The organism is Rhodanobacter sp. G2-10 (assembly GCF_055809185.1).
Genome location: NZ_CM147900.1, coordinates 2,481,711 through 2,496,586, shown reverse-complemented (window position 1 = coordinate 2,496,586; position 14,876 = coordinate 2,481,711). Strand labels below are relative to the sequence as shown.

Sequence of the window (14,876 nt, the reverse complement as noted above, 5' to 3'; positions counted from 1 at the left end):
ACTTCAATCCATGAAATTCTCCGAAAACTGGCTGCGTGAACTGGTCGAGATCAAGGCGGACCGCGCCGCGCTGGCGCATGCCCTGACCATGGCCGGGCTGGAAGTCGAAGAGCTCACGCCGCTGGGCGATGACCTGAACGGTGTGGTGGTGGCCGAGATCGTCGCTGCCGAGAAACATCCGCAAGCCGATCGCCTGCAGGTGTGCGCGGTTGACGCGGGGCAGGGCACGCCGCTGCAGATCGTTTGCGGTGCACCGAGCGCGCGCGTCGGCATCAAGGTTCCGTTGGCGACGGTCGGGGCCACGTTGCCCGGTGGTATCGCCATCAAGGCGGCAAGGCTGCGCGGCGTGGAATCGTCGGGCATGCTGTGCTCGGCGAAGGAATTGGGTATCGACAACGATGCGTCGGGCCTGCTCGAGTTGCCGCTGGACGCACCGGTGGGCCAGTCGCTGGCCGAATATCTGGGTCTGCCCGATGCCAGCATCGAACTGAACCTCACGCCGAACCGGCCGGATTGCCTGGGCATGCTGGGTCTGGCGCATGACGTGGCGGCCTTGTTCGGCAGCGCGGTGAAAGTATCGACACAAGCGGCTGCGCCGGTGACCAGCGAGGCCCGTCGCGGCATTCGCCTGGACGCAGGCAAGGATGCACCACGCTATCTCGGCCGCATCATCGAAGGCATCGATGCGACAGCGCGCACGCCGCTATGGCTGGCTGAACGCCTGCGTCGCGCCGGCCTGCATCCGATCAGCGCCGTGGTCGATGTCACCAATTACGTGATGCTGGAACTGGGTCAGCCGCTTCACGCGTTCGACAACGACGCGCTCGAGGGCGACATCGTGGTGCGTCACGCGCAAGCGGGCGAGACGCTGAAGACCCTCGACGGTGCCGAGGCCAAGCTCGACCCGGGCTTCGTGCTGATTGCCGATGAAAAGAAGGGCCTGGCCGTGGCCGGCGTCATGGGTGGTTACGACTCGCGGGTCACCGACGCCAGCAGCAGCATTTTCCTGGAGTCCGCGCATTTCGCGCCGGCAGCGATCATGGGGCGTGCACGCAAGCTTGGCTTGCACACGGATGCTTCGCATCGCTTCGAGCGCGGCGTGGACCCGGAGCTGCCACGACGCGCGTTGGAGCGTGCCACCGAACTGCTGCTGGCGATTGTCGGGGGGCAAGCGGGGCCGGTGCTGGTCGCGGAGAACCTGGCCGACCTGCGGGCACCGACTGCGGTGACGCTGCGCCGTGCCCGGCTCAGGCGCGTGCTGGGCGTCGAGGTGGCTGATGCCGAGGTCGCACGCATCTTCACTGCGCTGGGCATGCAGGTGGTGGTGACGCCCGATGGCTGGCAAGTCACTGCGCCGAGCAGTCGCTTCGACATCGTGCGGGAGGAGGACCTGATCGAGGAGGTCGCCCGCATCTTCGGCTACGACAACATCCCCACGGCCACGCCGACCGGCGCATTGACGCTGGCGATCGAGCCGGAGGCGCGGATCGGTGAACTGGCCTTGCGCGAACAGCTCGCGGCCCGCGGCTATTACGAAGCAGTGAACCTGTCGTTCGTGGCGGCGGATCTTTTGACCCGTTGGGGCTTCCGTGAACGACTGGTGCCGCTGGCCAATCCGTTGTCGGCCGACCTGGCCGTGATGCGGCCATCGTTGCTGCCGGGCCTGATCGAATCCCTGCGCCACAACCGCGCGCGCCAGCAGGATCGCGTACGTCTGTTCGAGCTCGCTCGCGTGTTCAGGCAAGACGCGTCCCTGTCCGAAACATCGGCCATGCCTGACCGCGCTCCTCGATCCGCCGGTGATCCGCCGGTGGAAACACCCAGCCTCGCCATCGTGGCCTGCGGCAACGCGCGCGCGGAACAATGGGGCGAGCCGGCGCGGGCGCTGGACTTCCATGATCTCAAAGGCGATCTCGATGCCTTGATCAGCTGGGGTGGCGAGCCTCAGCGATGGACCATGCACAGCGACGGCCTGCCGAGCTGGCTGCATCCGGGACGTGGCGCACGGGTAGCACGAGATGGCGAAACCGTCGGCTATCTCGGTGCGCTGCATCCGCAGCTCGCCAAGGACCTGGGCCTGGGTGCCGATGTCCATGTGCTCGAAGTGGCGCTCGAGCCCATGCTGGCCCGTCGCCTGCCGCAAGCGACTGCAATTCCCCGCTTCCCCGCCGTACGTCGCGATATCGCCATGGATCTGCCGGAAACCGTCAGCTGGTCACAGATCGAGAAAGCGGTTCGCAGCACGCTGGCGGGGCGGCTGAAAGAGCTGCGCCTGTTTGATCGTTACAGCGGCAAAGGTGTCGAAGCGGGCCGAAAGAGTCTCGCTATGGGCTTGATTTTACAGGACGCTTCGCGCACGCTTACGGATGACGACGCGGATCGCTGGGTGCGCGAAGCGGTGAATGCGTTGGAGCAGATATGTCAGGGGAAACTGCGAGGATGAGATGGCGCTGACCAAGGCGGAAATGGCCGAGCGGCTTTTCCTTGATGTGGGTCTCAACAAGCGTGAGGCGAAGGAATTCGTGGACGCCTACTTCGAGGTCGTCCGCGGTGCACTGGAAAATGGCGAGCAGGTGAAGTTGTCCGGTTTCGGCAATTTCGACCTGCGTATGAAAAACCAGCGGCCGGGACGCAACCCCAAGACCGGCGAGGAGATCCCGATCTCCGCGCGGCGGGTGGTAACGTTCCGACCGGGGCAGAAACTCAAGGTGAGAGTCGAGGGCTATGCTGGATCAAGGGAATAACACCGAACTGCCAGCCATTCCGGCCAAGCGCTACTTCACCATTGGTGAAGTGGGCGAGTTGTGCGGTGTGAAGCCCCATGTGCTGCGTTACTGGGAGCAGGAGTTTCCGGCACTCAACCCGGTCAAGCGTCGCGGCAATCGTCGCTATTACCAACGCCACGATGTGCTGATGATCCGCCAGATCCGCTCGTTGCTGTACGACGAAGGGTTCACCATCACCGGCGCCCGTGCGCGCCTGGAAGGTCCGCAGGCACGCCTGGAATCAAGCATGTCGCACCAGATCGTCCGCCAGGTACGACTTGAACTGGAAGAAGTGCTGGCGCTGCTGCGTCGCTGAATGCTTCCGAAGGTGATACACAGCTGCTAGAATTGCCAGCTTGCCGCAAGTCGGGGCGTAGCGCAGCCTGGTAGCGCATCTGCCTGGGGGGCAGAGGGTCGTCGGTTCGAATCCGGCCGCCCCGACCAGTTGGCATGGACATGAAAAAAGCGCCCATCGGGGCGCTTTTTTCATGTCGGGATTCGGGATTCGGGATTTGGACGAGCCAGAGCTCTGGCATCGCGGTCGCTTTTGCAATTTCCAAATCCCAAATCCCAAATCCCGTCAATCAATACAACACCCGGCTCCGCAACGTCCCCGGAATTGCCGCCAGCTTGGCCTTGAGTTGGTGCGCCTGCGTCTCGTCGGCGCTCACGTCGATCACGACGTAGCCGACCTCGCTGTCGGTCTGCAGGAACTGCGCGTCGATGTTGAGGTTGCCGGCCGAGAACAATTCGTTGATGCGCGACAGTGTGCCGGGCACGTTCCTGTGAATGTGCAGCAGGCGCATGCTGTCGGGATGCTCGGGCAGAGTGACCTCGGGGAAGTTCACGGCCGACAGGGTGGAACCGTTGTCGCTGTAGCGCACCAGCTTGCTGGCCACCTCGATGCCGATATTGTCCTGCGCCTCGAGCGTGCTGCCGCCGATGTGCGGGGTCAGGATCACGTTGTCCATGCCGACCAGTGGCGAGATGAACGGGTCGCCGTTGCCCTTCGGCTCGACCGGGAACACATCCACCGCCGCACCGGCCAGTCGGCCCTCGCGCAAGGCCTCGGCCAGCGCGTCGATGTCGACCACGCTGCCGCGCGAAGCGTTGATCAGCATCGCGCCGGCACGCATCCTGGCCAGTTGTTCGGCCTTGATCATCATCTGTGTCGCCGGGGTCTCCGGCACATGCAGAGTGACCACGTCCGAGCGCTCCAGCAGCTCGTCCAGACTGGAGACCGCACGCGCATTGCCGAGTGACAGCTTGGTCTCGATGTCGTGGAAGATCACGCGCATGCCGAGACCTTCGGCCAGCACGCCGACCTGGGTGCCGATGTGACCGTAGCCGACGATGCCGAGTACCTTGTCGCGTGTCTCGTAGCTGCCGCTGGCTGACTTGGCCCAGCCGCTTCGATGGCATTGCGCGTTCTTCTGCGGAATGCCGCGCAGGAGCATGATCGCTTCGGCGATCACCAACTCCGCCACGCTGCGGGTATTCGAATAGGGTGCGTTGAACACCGGCACGCCCAGCCGACGTGCCGCGCGCAGATCCACCTGGTTGGTCCCGATGCAGAAGCAGCCCACGGCGATCAGGCGCTTGGCATGGGCCAGCACCTCATCCGTGAGCTGGGTGCGTGAGCGCAGGCCGACGATATGCGCATCGGCGATGCGTGCCTTCAACTCGTCTTCCGGAAGCGATTTGGCGTGCAGTTCGACCTGGCTGTAGCCGGCGCGGTGGAATGTCTCGACCGCGCTGGCGCTGATCCCCTCCAGCAGCAATACCTTGATGTCCTGACGGGGAAAGGAAGTCTGCATCGCACCGGCCCATGTGTGGAGGAGGCCCTACTATGCCAGAGCTTGCGACAAATTGCGGCACTGCAGCACTGGACGTGGATGGATGCGGCTGGCAGGCTGTGCCCTTCACTCCGGAGCCGCGCATGTCCGAACCCCGTCTCGCCGAACTGGCCCGCCAATGGCCCGACCTGCGCTTGCTCACCGACCCAGGTGATCTGGAGCATTACGGTCGCGACTGGACGCGCCGCTGGTCCCCCGCGCCGCTGGCCATCGCCTTGCCGTCCAGCGTGGACGAAGTGCAGGCCATCGTGCGCTGGGCGAACGAGCAGCGCGTGGCAATCGTGCCGTCCGGTGGCCGCACCGGCCTGTCCGGCGGCGCGGTAGCGGCGAACGGCGAGCTGGTGGTGAGTCTGGAGCGCATGAACCGGGTTGTGGAATTCAACGAAGTGGACCGCACCCTCACCGTGCAGCCGGGCATGATCCTGCAACAGGTGCAGGAGGCGGCGTGCGGGCGCGGGCTGGTCTATCCGGTCGATTTCGCTGCGCGTGGCTCGTGCTCGATCGGCGGCAACATTGCCACCAACGCCGGCGGCATCCGGGTGATCCGGTACGGCAATACGCGGGAGTGGATCGCCGGCCTCAAAGTGGTTGCCGGCAACGGCGAGTTGCTCGAGCTCAACCGGGGCCTGATCAAGAACTCCAGCGGCTACGATTTCCGCCAGCTCGTGATCGGTTCGGAAGGCACCCTGGGCATCGTGGTCGAGGCCACGCTTAAGCTGACCGATCCGCCGCCCCCGTCGCAGGTGATGTTGCTAGCGCTGCCCAACATGGATGCGCTGATGGAGGTGTTCGCACTGTTCCGTGCGCGACTGTCCTTGCAGGCATTCGAGTTCTTCACCGACCGCGCGCTGCAACACGTGCTGGCGCATGGTGCGCAGCGCGCCATCGACGGCGATCACCCGTACTACGTGGTCACCGAATTCGACGCGGCCGACGAGCAGCAGCAGGAACTGGCGTTGACGGCGTTCGAGCATGCGTTGGAGCAGGGCTGGGTCAGCGACGGTGTCATCGCACAGAGCGAGGCGCAGGCAGCGGCCTTGTGGCGACTTCGCGAAGGCATCACCGAGAGTCTGGCACCGCGACGGCCGTACAAGAACGATGTGTCGGTACGGATCAGTGCGGTGCCCGGCTTCCTGTGCGAGATGCAGGCCTTGCTGGCGCACGAATATCCCGGCGTCGAGGTGGTCTGGTTCGGCCACATCGGCGACGGCAACCTGCACATCAATGTGCTGCGCCCGGAGGGCCTCGACGAAGAGGCGTTCATCGCGCAGTGCGAGCAGGTGACCCGATTGCTGGCCGCCACCTTGCACTGCCACGGCGGCAGCATTTCGGCCGAGCATGGCATTGGCCTGGTCAAGCGCGCCTATCTCGAAAGTACGCGAAGCAAGTCGGAGATTGCCTTGATGCGGGGTGTGCGCAAGGTGTTCGATCCGAACGGCATCCTCAACCCCGGCAAGCTGTTCGCTGGCGAGTGAGGGTCGGCAAACCGCGCCCGTGCTAGGCTTGTGGGCTTGTCCGTCGGATTCGAGGAACTTTCATGTCGTCGTCGCCGTTGCGTGCGCTGTATCCCGAGATCGAGCCTTACGACCGCGGTTTCCTGCAGGTATCGTCACTGCACACGCTGTACTACGAGCAGAGCGGCAATCCGGAAGGCAAACCGGTGGTGTTCGTGCACGGAGGTCCCGGTGGCGGCACCAGCCCGAAATGCCGGCGTTTCTTCGATCCAGCGGTCTATCGCATCGTGCTGTTCGACCAGCGCGGCTGTGGCCAGTCCACGCCGCACGCGGAGCTGACCGACAACACCACCTGGGACCTGGTCGCCGACATCGAGCGGGTGCGCGAGCATCTGGGCATCGAGCGCTGGCAGGTTTTCGGCGGCTCGTGGGGTTCCACGCTGGCGCTGGCCTATGCGCAGACCCATCCGGACAAGGTGACCGAGCTGGTGCTGCGCGGCATCTTCATGCTGCGTCGCCGGGAGCTGGAGTGGTTCTACCAGGAAGGTTGCGACATGCTCTATCCGGACGCGTGGGAGACTTATGTCAACGCGATTCCCGAGGCCGAGCGCGGCGACTTGATGAGTGCCTATCATCGCCGTCTGACCAGTCCCGACGCGAAAACACGCACGGACGCCGCGCGTGCATGGTCGGTGTGGGAAGGCGCCACCAGCTTCCTCCATCAGGACAAGTCGCACATCGAATCCAGTGGCGAAGACGAATTCGCGCTGGCCTTCGCACGCATCGAATGCCATTACTTCGTCCATGGCGGATTCTTCGAGCACGACGACCAACTGCTGCGAAACGTCGATCGCATCCGCCATATACCGGCGGTCATCGTGCAGGGCCGCTACGACGTGGTTTGCCCGCTGCGCAGTGCATGGGATCTTCATCGCGCGTGGCCCGAGGCCGACCTTCACATCGTGCAGGATGCCGGTCATTCCGCCTTCGAACCGGGCATCTTGCATCAGTTGCTGGAGGCAACGGATCGTTTCGGCGCCTGACGATACGTCTGGATCACAAGAGCCGCGCCCAATCGGGCGCGGCTCTTGTGTTTCATCCGCCCGGCAGTTTCCACGCTGACGGACCGAGTGTGTTCACCAGTGCGATCGGTGGATCAGGGGAACGAACAGATCCACCACGAATCCATCGTGGTCGGATACGCCGATGGCGCGGGTCCAGTCGGTGGCACTGGCGGCGTCGTCCTGGGTCTGTACCGGCGCATCGAGGTCGGCACGGCCGAATTGCATGCGCACGAAGCGCAACCGTGCCGGCAGGTTGAGCAAGGCGTGGTCGAGCACCTGGAAGGTCGGCACGGTGCGTCCCGGATTGCCGCTTCCAGCCTTGGTATAACCCTGGATCTCGCCGAAATCCTGCGTGTAGAGGAAGGAATACCGGTCGTTGGCCGGCACCGAGGTCACCGCATTCCACAAGGCCGGGCGCACGATGTTGCCGCCGAGCTTGAGCAGGTTCTGGCTGTCATCGTAGCGACCGGCGATGAGGTTCACCACGTCGGTCCAGCCGTCCGTGAACTGATAGGCATTGAAGTCGCCCACCACCATCAGCGGCATTCTCGGGTCGGCCTTCTGCAATGCCTCCACCTGGGTGGCCACCGACTTGGCCTGCAGGAATCGCTTCTCGCGATCGCGCACGGCTGCTGCGGTGTCGTCGTCGACGTTCTGGCGTGCTTTCATGTGCACGGCGATCACGTGGAACTGCATCCGTCCGGCGCGCGCGGTGAGCAGCAATGGCGGGTGGTCGTGGAGGTAGGCGGTATGCCCGCTGTCGTCCCAGGTGTCCTCGGCAGCGAGCTGCTGTACCGAGAGAACCTGCACGCGATCAGGACGAACCAGAAAGCCCACGTTGATCCCACTGGGGTCGTGGCCGGGCAGCAGGTAGGCGTTGTAGGTTACGCCGTAGTCGTCGTGGAGCTGGCGAGCCAGGCCCTGCAGGAGTGGCAAGGTTTCAACTTCTTCCACGGACAGCACGTCAGGTAGCCCCAGCACGCTGCCCACGTAGCTGGACAGGCGCCGGGTCTTCAGCGCCACCTCGTCCGGCGTGGGTTCATGGCTGCCGCCGCTGCAGGTGTACACAGTGTCGAATACGCTGTCGCAGAAGCGTTCCATGTTGAACGCGCCGATGCGCAGCGCCAGCAACGGGGTGGGCGAAACCGGGCGCGGTATCGGAGCGGCGTAGGTCAACTTGAAGTGGGTCGGGATGAAGGTGTATGCGCCGAAGTCATAGGAGATCACGCCTTCCGCGCGGAACGTACTGCCGCCGTTGAACGGGGTGTCGAGGGGTACGGCGCCGAAGTCGGCAGTGTTCATCTTGAACACCTCCGGATTGCCGCTCCAGTTGGGCAAGTCCACGCCGGCCGGCACCGCTACGCCGAACACCACGCCGGGTTGGCGTAGCGAGCGCTGGCCATTGGCCGTGATGCTCACCTCGGCATACGGTTCGCTGCTGAAGCGCTTGTTGCCCGTGTTGATCATGCCGTGATTGATCCGCACCCGCATGCTCATGAAGCACTGGAAGTTGGTGGCGCCGCAGGAAAGCTGGTTCGGATCCGATGAAGGCGTGTTTCGGTTGAACATGATCGCGCGCGGCAAGGGCGCATGCTGATCGACCACGGTGACCGTAGGATTCTTGAGCTCGGTGAGGCCGTAGAAGTCATCCACCACGGCCGCCACGTCCACCGCGTTGCCCACGCTTACGGTGGGGGCGCTGCCGGTGAAGACATACACGCCGTTGGAGGTGAGCGGGCTGGCATCGGCCCTCGCGTCGGGCGTCTGCATGGTGAAGCCCTGGGGACCCACGACGGTGACCACGTTGTCGTGGGTGAGCACTGGCTTCCCAAGCAGGGCGGGGCTCTGCCCGCTGCCGTTGATCTGCCAGATTTCCGCGGCAATCGGGATGTCATAGAGGATCGTGCCGGTCGCACTGGCATGACCCAGGGCCACGCCGTCGCCGGGGTCGCTCAGCTTTGCGGTGAAGGTCTTGTTGTCGCTGGGCGAGGTGCGGCCGTGCACCAGCACATTGAACGTGACCTGGGTCGCCCCGGCGGCGACGGTCAGGGTCGTATCCACCGGTTCGTAGTCGACTCCGGCTTGCGCACTGCCATCCTCCGTCGCCACATGCACGCTCACGCCATCGGCGGGTGCGGGCTGGCTCATGCTGATGGTGAATGGCATTGCCACGTCGCCAGCGCCGCGTACGCTGAAGCTGCTGTCGGCGATCGACAGCGAGGGGCCCAGCGTGATGCAAGGGCTGCTGCTGTTGTGTGGAGCGGTAGGACTGACCTGGACGAAGTCGGCACTGTTGTCGCCGGTGTCCTGGGGCAGGCCGGCGGCACTCTGCCGCCGTTGGTAGCCCTGATCAGTATTGCTGCTGCCCAGCGAGGCCAGTGGTGTGCCGGCCTTGTAGGCCGAGCCGCTGCTCAGACCGACCTGGTCGACGATGCTGCCGCTCGTGTCGAGCACAGCCAGACCGCCGGTATCGGTGATGCCGGTGGCGTAGGTGAGGTCGCCCGGTACGCTGCCGGAGTAGCCGCTGCTGGCGCTGTTGGTCAGCAGCAGGTAGCAACCGGGAGGCAGCTGGGTGCCGGTGGGGAAGGTCAGTCGCGTGCCGGTCGTGCCGCTGGCGTTGGAGGCATTGAGCTTGTAGCCGGACAGGTCGAGTGCTGCCGGTCCGGCGTTGAACAACTGCACGAATTCGTCATTGCCGCCGGCCGGGCCGCGGACGCGAAACTGGTCGATACTGAGGTCCGCAGCCTGCGCCGCGAACGTCGAAACCAGGCCAGCCAGCAACAGCCAGAGGCCGCGTTGCGCGTGCTTTCCGAACATGATGTTTCCCCGTGGCGTCCGGAGGGCCGGAACGGGACGAGTTTAGTAACGCACGGTGACGATTTCGTGAAGTCTGTAGGGTGGTCGCCGAGGCGCAGCCTGCGCCCGGATACAGGGGCGGCTACCCGGATGGCAGCTGCTTGGTGCCGAAGATCTTGTCGCCGGCGTCGCCCAGGCCAGGCAGGATGTAACCCTGTTCGTTGAGTCGCCGGTCGATCGATGCCGTGTAGATCTCGATGTCGGGATGGGCGGCGGTGATGCGCTCCAGGCCTTCCGGTGCGGCGACCAGGAACAGGCCCTTGATGCGTTTGCAACCGGCCGCCTTGAGCATGTCGACGGTGGCGACCAGCGTGCCGGCGGTGGCCAGCATCGGGTCGACGATCAAGGCGATGCGTTCGTCCATGCGGCCGCTCAGCTTCTCGTAATAGGCCACCGGTTTCAGGGTCTTCTCGTCACGCTGCACACCGACCACGCTGACCTTGGCCGCAGGGATCAGGTCGAGGACGCCCGGCAACATGCCCAGACCGGCGCGCAGGATCGGCACGATGGTGATCTTCCGGCCCTTGATCCGTTGCACTCGCAGCGGGCCTGCCCATCCCTCGATCTCTTCCTCGATGGTTTCCAGATCCTTGGTAGCCTCGTAGGTGAGCAGGGCGGCGACCTCGGCGGCCAGCTCGCGGAACTCCTTGGTGCTGATGCCCGCGTGGCGCATCAGGCCGAGCTTGTGCTGAATCAGGGGATGGCGAACTTCGACGATCTTCATCAGTGACTGTCTTCGCGTGGCGGCGCGTGGCGCGACAGTCCGAAGCTTAGCGAAGCGGCCCTGCCCACGCACCCTCGCGGGTAGGCGTGAGCAAGGCCGGGCTGTGGTGACGTGGCCTATTTCGCTGCGGCTGCGGCACCGCCTTTCAGGCAACCGCTCATGAAGGTCTTCCGTTCGGCGCCCTTGAGTGCCTTGGCCTTGGCGTCCGCATTGCAGGCTTTCATCTTGTCCTGCTGCGCCTGCCGGGCTGACGGAGCGGCGGCATGGCCCTTCAGGCAGGAACTCATGAAGGCCTTGCGTTCAGCACCCTTCTTGCCGGTCGCCTGCTTGTTGCAGTCGATCATGCGATTTTGTTGAGCGGTATGCGGTTTGCTGGCCGGAGCCGCGCGGCTGGCTTGCGGGGCGGCCGCGAAGGCGGCGCCGGCGAAGGCAAAGGCGGCACTGACGGCAAGCAGGCGTAGAGATATCGACATCGTGGAATCCTCCCTCGGTTGGCCGGCGGTTGCCGGCTTGAGGAGTCTATGCCCGGCATCGGCTTCCGGGCAGTAGGTGAATTCCGATGATCGTGAAGTATTCAGCTGCGGCGGGCGGAGGGCCTCGCCGCAGCTGCGCCAGGGCATCCCTGGTGGCCGGACTCAGGCGGCTTCGGCCTTCGCCTTGCGCGGGCCTTCCAGCAGCGCCTTGCGCACGTGGGCGACGACCAGGTCGACCTCGGCACTGGTGACCTTGAAATGCGGGGTGAAACGCAGCGAGTTGGTGCCGCCGTGGATCACGCCGATGCCGTGCTCACGCATGAATTCCTCGGTGGAGTCCGCGCCGTAGCACTTGTACTCCGGTGCCAGCTCGCAGGAGAACAGCAAGCCGGTACCCTGCACCTTGGTGATCAGGCCACCGAGTTCGTTCTTCAGCGCGTTGAGCTTGTCGACGAACTCCTTGCCGCGCTCGCGGATATTGGTGCGCACTTCTTCGTTCAGCTCGCCCAGGGTTGCCAGGGCCACGTCCAGCGCGCGCGGGTTGGCGGTCATGGTGTTGCCATAGATGCCCTTGCGGTAGAGCTTGGCCGTGGCGTCGGTGACGGCCAGCACGGACAGCGGATACTGACCGGCGTTGAGTGCCTTGGAGAAGGTCTCCATGTCCGGGGCCGGCAGTGTTTCGAAGCCGGGGTAGTCGGTGATCGACAACACGCCATGCGCGCGCAGGCCGGCCTGGATCGAATCGACCAGCAGCAAGGTGCCATGCGCCTCGGTCAACGAACGCGCAGCCTTGTAGAACTCCACGGTGACCGCGCGGCCCGGATCGCCTTCGCCCATCACCGGCTCCAGGAACATCGCCTCGATGAACCAGCCATGCTTGTCCGCGTCGGCAAAGGCGGCCTCCAGTTGCGCCACGTCGTAGGGCGCCACGGTGATCACGCTGTTTTCGTGGCGGTAGCTGGCCAGGTGCTGCTGGTATACCTTGCGCGTGGAGTCGGAATACAACGCCGGCTTGTCGGTGCGGCCGTGGAAGGCGCCCTTGACGACCAGGCGCTTGATCGTGCGGCCAGCGTAGCGGCCATCGGTGTCGGTCATGGCCTTGGCATTGACATCCGCGATGCGGCAGGCCAGCGAGACGGACTCGGAACCGGAATTGAGGCACATGTAACGGGCGTACGGGCTGCCGCCACGCCGGCGACCGAGTTCCTTGTCCATGGCCGCGCTGAAGTGCAGCTGCGCCACGCTTGGCGACATCACGTTGGCCATCACCTGGGGGCGGGCCAGCGCGTCCAGAATGGACTGGTCGTTGTGACCGAAGCCGAGCATGCCGTAGCCGCCGCTGTCATGCACCACGGCACCCTTCAGGGTGACGATCCACGGGCCGCGTGCGGCTGCCGCCAGGTACGGGTTGATCGCATCGTCCGGATAGAAATTGACGAAGCCCGCCTGCGCCTGGGCAAGTTGTTCGGCCTCGTCCAGCTTCAGGAAGTCGGCCATGTCGGCACGCAGCTCCTGGTGCCGCGCCACGGCTTCGGCAACCGCCTGTCCCAGCAGCGGATCGCTTTCCGCCATGCGTTCGATGCTGGCGTCGTCCAGACCCGTGGTGCGCGGCTTGCCGCCGAAGTCGCGCAATTCGCGCAATTGGTTGATGATGCCCATGTTGAATCCTCCTCAATCTCCGCCGGACGGCATGCAAGGCCGGGTGGCGGGTGGCGGGTGATGAAAGCGTGGCGGGAAGCGCAGGATGAAAAGCGTTTCCTCAATGTTTTCAGCTCGTTCAGGCAGCTGCTGGAGTGCGATATGCGCCGGTCTTATCCGTCACAGGATACCTTGACGCGGCGGCCGCCGTAACCCCGTGCCCATCGCCGGATGACGCCTGTCACCTTCGACGGCTGACGCCGGCGACTGCCATCGCAGGCATGTTTTGCAGAGGATGAACGGCACTGGAGGAGTCTCATGCCACATGCCCGTCATCCCATTGCCCGCCTCGATGGCGCCGTCAAGCGCTATGGCCCGCTCACTGCGCTCGACGGGGTCGATCTGCAGCTGAAATCCGGCGAACTGCTGGCCTTGCTCGGCCCCAACGGGGCGGGCAAGACCACCGCGATCGGTCTTTTGCTGGGGCTGATCCGCGCCGATCTCGGCACGGTCGACCTGTTCGGCATGGACCCGCAGCGGATCGAGGCACGCCGCCGCATCGGCGTGATGTTGCAGAACGCCGAGCTGCCGCCGACCTTGCGGGTAGGCGAATTGCTGCGACTCACGGCCAGCTACTACCCGGCGCCGCGCACGCCGGCCGAAAGCGCAGAACTGGCCGGAATCACCGACCTGCTGCAGCGGCCCTACGCGAAGTTGTCCGGGGGCCAGCAGCGGCGTGTGCAGTTTGCGCTGGCGTTGTGCGGCAGGCCGGAGCTGCTGTTTCTTGACGAGCCGACCGTGGGCATGGATATCGAGGCGCGCCAGAACCTGTGGACGGCGATCCGTCAATTGCTGGCCGAGGGTTGTTCGGTGTTGCTCACCACGCATTATCTGGAAGAGGCCGAGGCGCTGGCCGACCGCGTCAGTGTGATGGCGCATGGCCGCATGATCCACGAGGGTACGGTCGACCAGTTGCGCGCACGGGTGGCGTTGAAGCGCATTCGTTGTCGCAGCGCGCTGTCGGTCGACACCGTGCGTGATTGGCCGGAGGTGAGCGAGGCGCGTCTGCAAAGCGAGCACCTGCACATCGCGGCTGCCGATGCCGAGGCCGTGGTGCGGCGCCTGCTCCATGCCGATGCGAGCTTGTGCGAACTCGAAGTGCAGCGTGCCGGTCTGGCCGAAGCTTTCAGCGAACTGACCCGCAATGCCGACTCGCCCGCGACGACCGACCGACGCGAGGCCGCCTGAGATGGAAACCCGCATGACTGCCCGGACATCCACCTTGCCCCAAGGCATGCCCCGCGCCCGTGTCATCGGCGCCTATCTGGAGGAGGCGCGCAGCGAATGCCTGCGCTACATGCGTAGCCCCGCCTTCATGTTGCCGATCATGTTGTTTCCGGCGATGTTCTACCTGCTGTTCGGCGTGCTGATGGCCAAGGCCAATGGTGCGGACGCCGCGCGTTACCTGCTGGCCAGCTATGGCGTATTCGGCGTGATGAGTCCGGGCCTGTTCGGCTTCGGCATTTCGCTGGCGCTGGAACGCGACGGCGGCTTGCTCACTTACAAGCGAGCTCTGCCGATGCCGCCGGGTGCCTACCTGCTGGGCAAGATGGTGATGGCGATGGCCGCCGCCGGCGTGGTCATCCTGCTGCTGCTGGCGATGGCAGTGACGGTCGGCCATGTGACGCTGAGTCTGCAGCAGGCGGGTGCCTTGCTGCTCACCGGCGTGCTCGGCGTGCTGCCGTTCTGTGCGTTGGGCATGTTCGTCGGCACATTGATCAAGGGGCAGGGCGCGCCCGGCATGCTGCAAATCATCTATTTGCCGATGGCGTTCATGTCCGGGCTGTGGTTTCCGCTGCCGATGTTGCCGAAGTTCCTGCAGCAGATCGCGCCGGTCTGGCCAAGCTACCACCTCGACATGCTGGCGCTCGCTGCGGTGGGCGTGAAGCAGGGGTCGCTGCCGGGACATGTGCTGGTGCTGACCGGATCCACTGCAGGCTTCCTGCTGCTGGCGGCGCGACGTCTGCGCCGGTACGGTTGAAGTAC

12 protein-coding genes and 1 tRNA gene are annotated in these 14,876 nt (G+C 64.9%); 8 read left to right on the top strand and 5 right to left on the bottom strand.

The genetic code is table 11. From position 1 onward, the window contains the following. Positions 1 to 10: 10 nt before the first annotated feature. The 4 genes from pheT to AC0L58_RS11360 all read left to right on the top strand — a co-directional run bounded on the left by pheT (position 11) and on the right by AC0L58_RS11360 (position 3,209). Positions 11 to 2,443 carry a phenylalanine--tRNA ligase subunit beta gene (gene pheT, locus AC0L58_RS11375; protein WP_473683442.1) on the top strand — a complete coding sequence of 811 codons (2,433 nt, stop codon included), beginning with the start codon at positions 11 to 13 and terminating at the stop codon, positions 2,441 to 2,443. A gap of 1 nt (position 2,444) precedes the next feature. Beyond that, on the top strand, positions 2,445 to 2,744 hold the full coding sequence (gene ihfA / locus AC0L58_RS11370) for an integration host factor subunit alpha (protein ID WP_136257360.1): 300 nt from the start codon (positions 2,445 to 2,447) through the stop codon (positions 2,742 to 2,744). Next, the gene (locus AC0L58_RS11365; RefSeq protein ID WP_473683440.1) at positions 2,725 to 3,081 is read left to right on the top strand and encodes a MerR family transcriptional regulator; all 357 of its coding nucleotides are present in this window, start codon (positions 2,725 to 2,727) and stop codon (positions 3,079 to 3,081) included. The genes ihfA and AC0L58_RS11365 overlap by 20 nt, the downstream gene beginning before the upstream one ends. Positions 3,082 to 3,132: 51 nt before the next feature. Continuing rightward, a tRNA-Pro gene (locus AC0L58_RS11360) sits at positions 3,133 to 3,209 on the top strand. Positions 3,210 to 3,349: 140 nt separating this feature from the next. Here the strand turns inward: AC0L58_RS11360 and serA are convergent. Beyond that, on the bottom strand, positions 3,350 to 4,582 hold the full coding sequence (gene serA, locus AC0L58_RS11355; RefSeq protein WP_473683438.1) for a phosphoglycerate dehydrogenase: 1,233 nt from the start codon (positions 4,580 to 4,582) through the stop codon (positions 3,350 to 3,352). Positions 4,583 to 4,704: 122 nt separating this feature from the next. Here serA and AC0L58_RS11350 point away from each other — a divergent pair, with 122 nt between their 5' ends. Then, complete coding sequence (locus AC0L58_RS11350; RefSeq protein ID WP_473683436.1) at positions 4,705 to 6,096, top strand: FAD-binding oxidoreductase; 1,392 nt, start codon at positions 4,705 to 4,707, stop codon at positions 6,094 to 6,096. Between the two features lie 62 nt (positions 6,097 to 6,158). Next, positions 6,159 to 7,118: a prolyl aminopeptidase gene (pip, locus tag AC0L58_RS11345; protein WP_473683434.1), complete on the top strand. Its 960-nt coding sequence runs from the start codon at positions 6,159 to 6,161 to the stop codon at positions 7,116 to 7,118. Between the two features lie 93 nt (positions 7,119 to 7,211). Here pip and AC0L58_RS11340 read toward each other — a convergent pair whose 3' ends face one another. The 4 genes from AC0L58_RS11340 to AC0L58_RS11325 form a co-directional block, all read right to left on the bottom strand. Further along, the gene (locus AC0L58_RS11340) at positions 7,212 to 9,956 is read right to left on the bottom strand and encodes a lamin tail domain-containing protein (protein ID WP_473683432.1); all 2,745 of its coding nucleotides are present in this window, start codon (positions 9,954 to 9,956) and stop codon (positions 7,212 to 7,214) included. A gap of 121 nt (positions 9,957 to 10,077) precedes the next feature. After that, entirely contained in the window at positions 10,078 to 10,719 is a 642-nt protein-coding gene (gene upp, locus AC0L58_RS11335; RefSeq protein WP_473683430.1) for a uracil phosphoribosyltransferase, read from the bottom strand. Positions 10,720 to 10,835: 116 nt separating this feature from the next. Then, a complete protein-coding gene (locus AC0L58_RS11330; RefSeq protein ID WP_473688706.1) occupies positions 10,836 to 11,192 on the bottom strand; it encodes a PsiF family protein in 357 nt (118 codons plus the stop codon). Positions 11,193 to 11,354: 162 nt separating this feature from the next. Then, entirely contained in the window at positions 11,355 to 12,851 is a 1,497-nt protein-coding gene (locus tag AC0L58_RS11325; RefSeq protein ID WP_473683428.1) for an aminotransferase class III-fold pyridoxal phosphate-dependent enzyme, read from the bottom strand. A gap of 297 nt (positions 12,852 to 13,148) precedes the next feature. On the opposite strand from AC0L58_RS11325, the gene AC0L58_RS11320 reads away from it, so the two are divergent. Then, complete coding sequence (locus AC0L58_RS11320) at positions 13,149 to 14,078, top strand: ABC transporter ATP-binding protein (RefSeq protein ID WP_473683426.1); 930 nt, start codon at positions 13,149 to 13,151, stop codon at positions 14,076 to 14,078. A gap of 13 nt (positions 14,079 to 14,091) precedes the next feature. Next, positions 14,092 to 14,871 (top strand): ABC transporter permease, encoded by a 780-nt coding sequence (locus AC0L58_RS11315; RefSeq protein WP_473683424.1) that lies wholly within the window; start codon positions 14,092 to 14,094, stop codon positions 14,869 to 14,871. Positions 14,872 to 14,876: the final 5 nt, after the last annotated feature.

Excerpts from the sequence above, each read along its gene's own strand:
- pheT (WP_473683442.1), top strand. The coding sequence starts at position 11 with ATGAAATTCTCCGAAAACTGGCTGCGTGAACTGGTCGAGATCAAGGCG.
- ihfA (WP_136257360.1), top strand. The coding sequence starts at position 2,445 with ATGGCGCTGACCAAGGCGGAAATGGCCGAGCGGCTTTTCCTTGATGTG.
- AC0L58_RS11365 (WP_473683440.1), top strand. The coding sequence starts at position 2,725 with ATGCTGGATCAAGGGAATAACACCGAACTGCCAGCCATTCCGGCCAAG.
- serA (WP_473683438.1), bottom strand. The coding sequence starts at position 4,582 with ATGCAGACTTCCTTTCCCCGTCAGGACATCAAGGTATTGCTGCTGGAG.
- AC0L58_RS11350 (WP_473683436.1), top strand. The coding sequence starts at position 4,705 with ATGTCCGAACCCCGTCTCGCCGAACTGGCCCGCCAATGGCCCGACCTG.
- pip (WP_473683434.1), top strand. The coding sequence starts at position 6,159 with ATGTCGTCGTCGCCGTTGCGTGCGCTGTATCCCGAGATCGAGCCTTAC.
- AC0L58_RS11340 (WP_473683432.1), bottom strand. The coding sequence starts at position 9,956 with ATGTTCGGAAAGCACGCGCAACGCGGCCTCTGGCTGTTGCTGGCTGGC.
- upp (WP_473683430.1), bottom strand. The coding sequence starts at position 10,719 with ATGAAGATCGTCGAAGTTCGCCATCCCCTGATTCAGCACAAGCTCGGC.
- AC0L58_RS11330 (WP_473688706.1), bottom strand. The coding sequence starts at position 11,192 with ATGTCGATATCTCTACGCCTGCTTGCCGTCAGTGCCGCCTTTGCCTTC.
- AC0L58_RS11325 (WP_473683428.1), bottom strand. The coding sequence starts at position 12,851 with ATGGGCATCATCAACCAATTGCGCGAATTGCGCGACTTCGGCGGCAAG.
- AC0L58_RS11320 (WP_473683426.1), top strand. The coding sequence starts at position 13,149 with ATGCCACATGCCCGTCATCCCATTGCCCGCCTCGATGGCGCCGTCAAG.
- AC0L58_RS11315 (WP_473683424.1), top strand. The coding sequence starts at position 14,092 with ATGACTGCCCGGACATCCACCTTGCCCCAAGGCATGCCCCGCGCCCGT.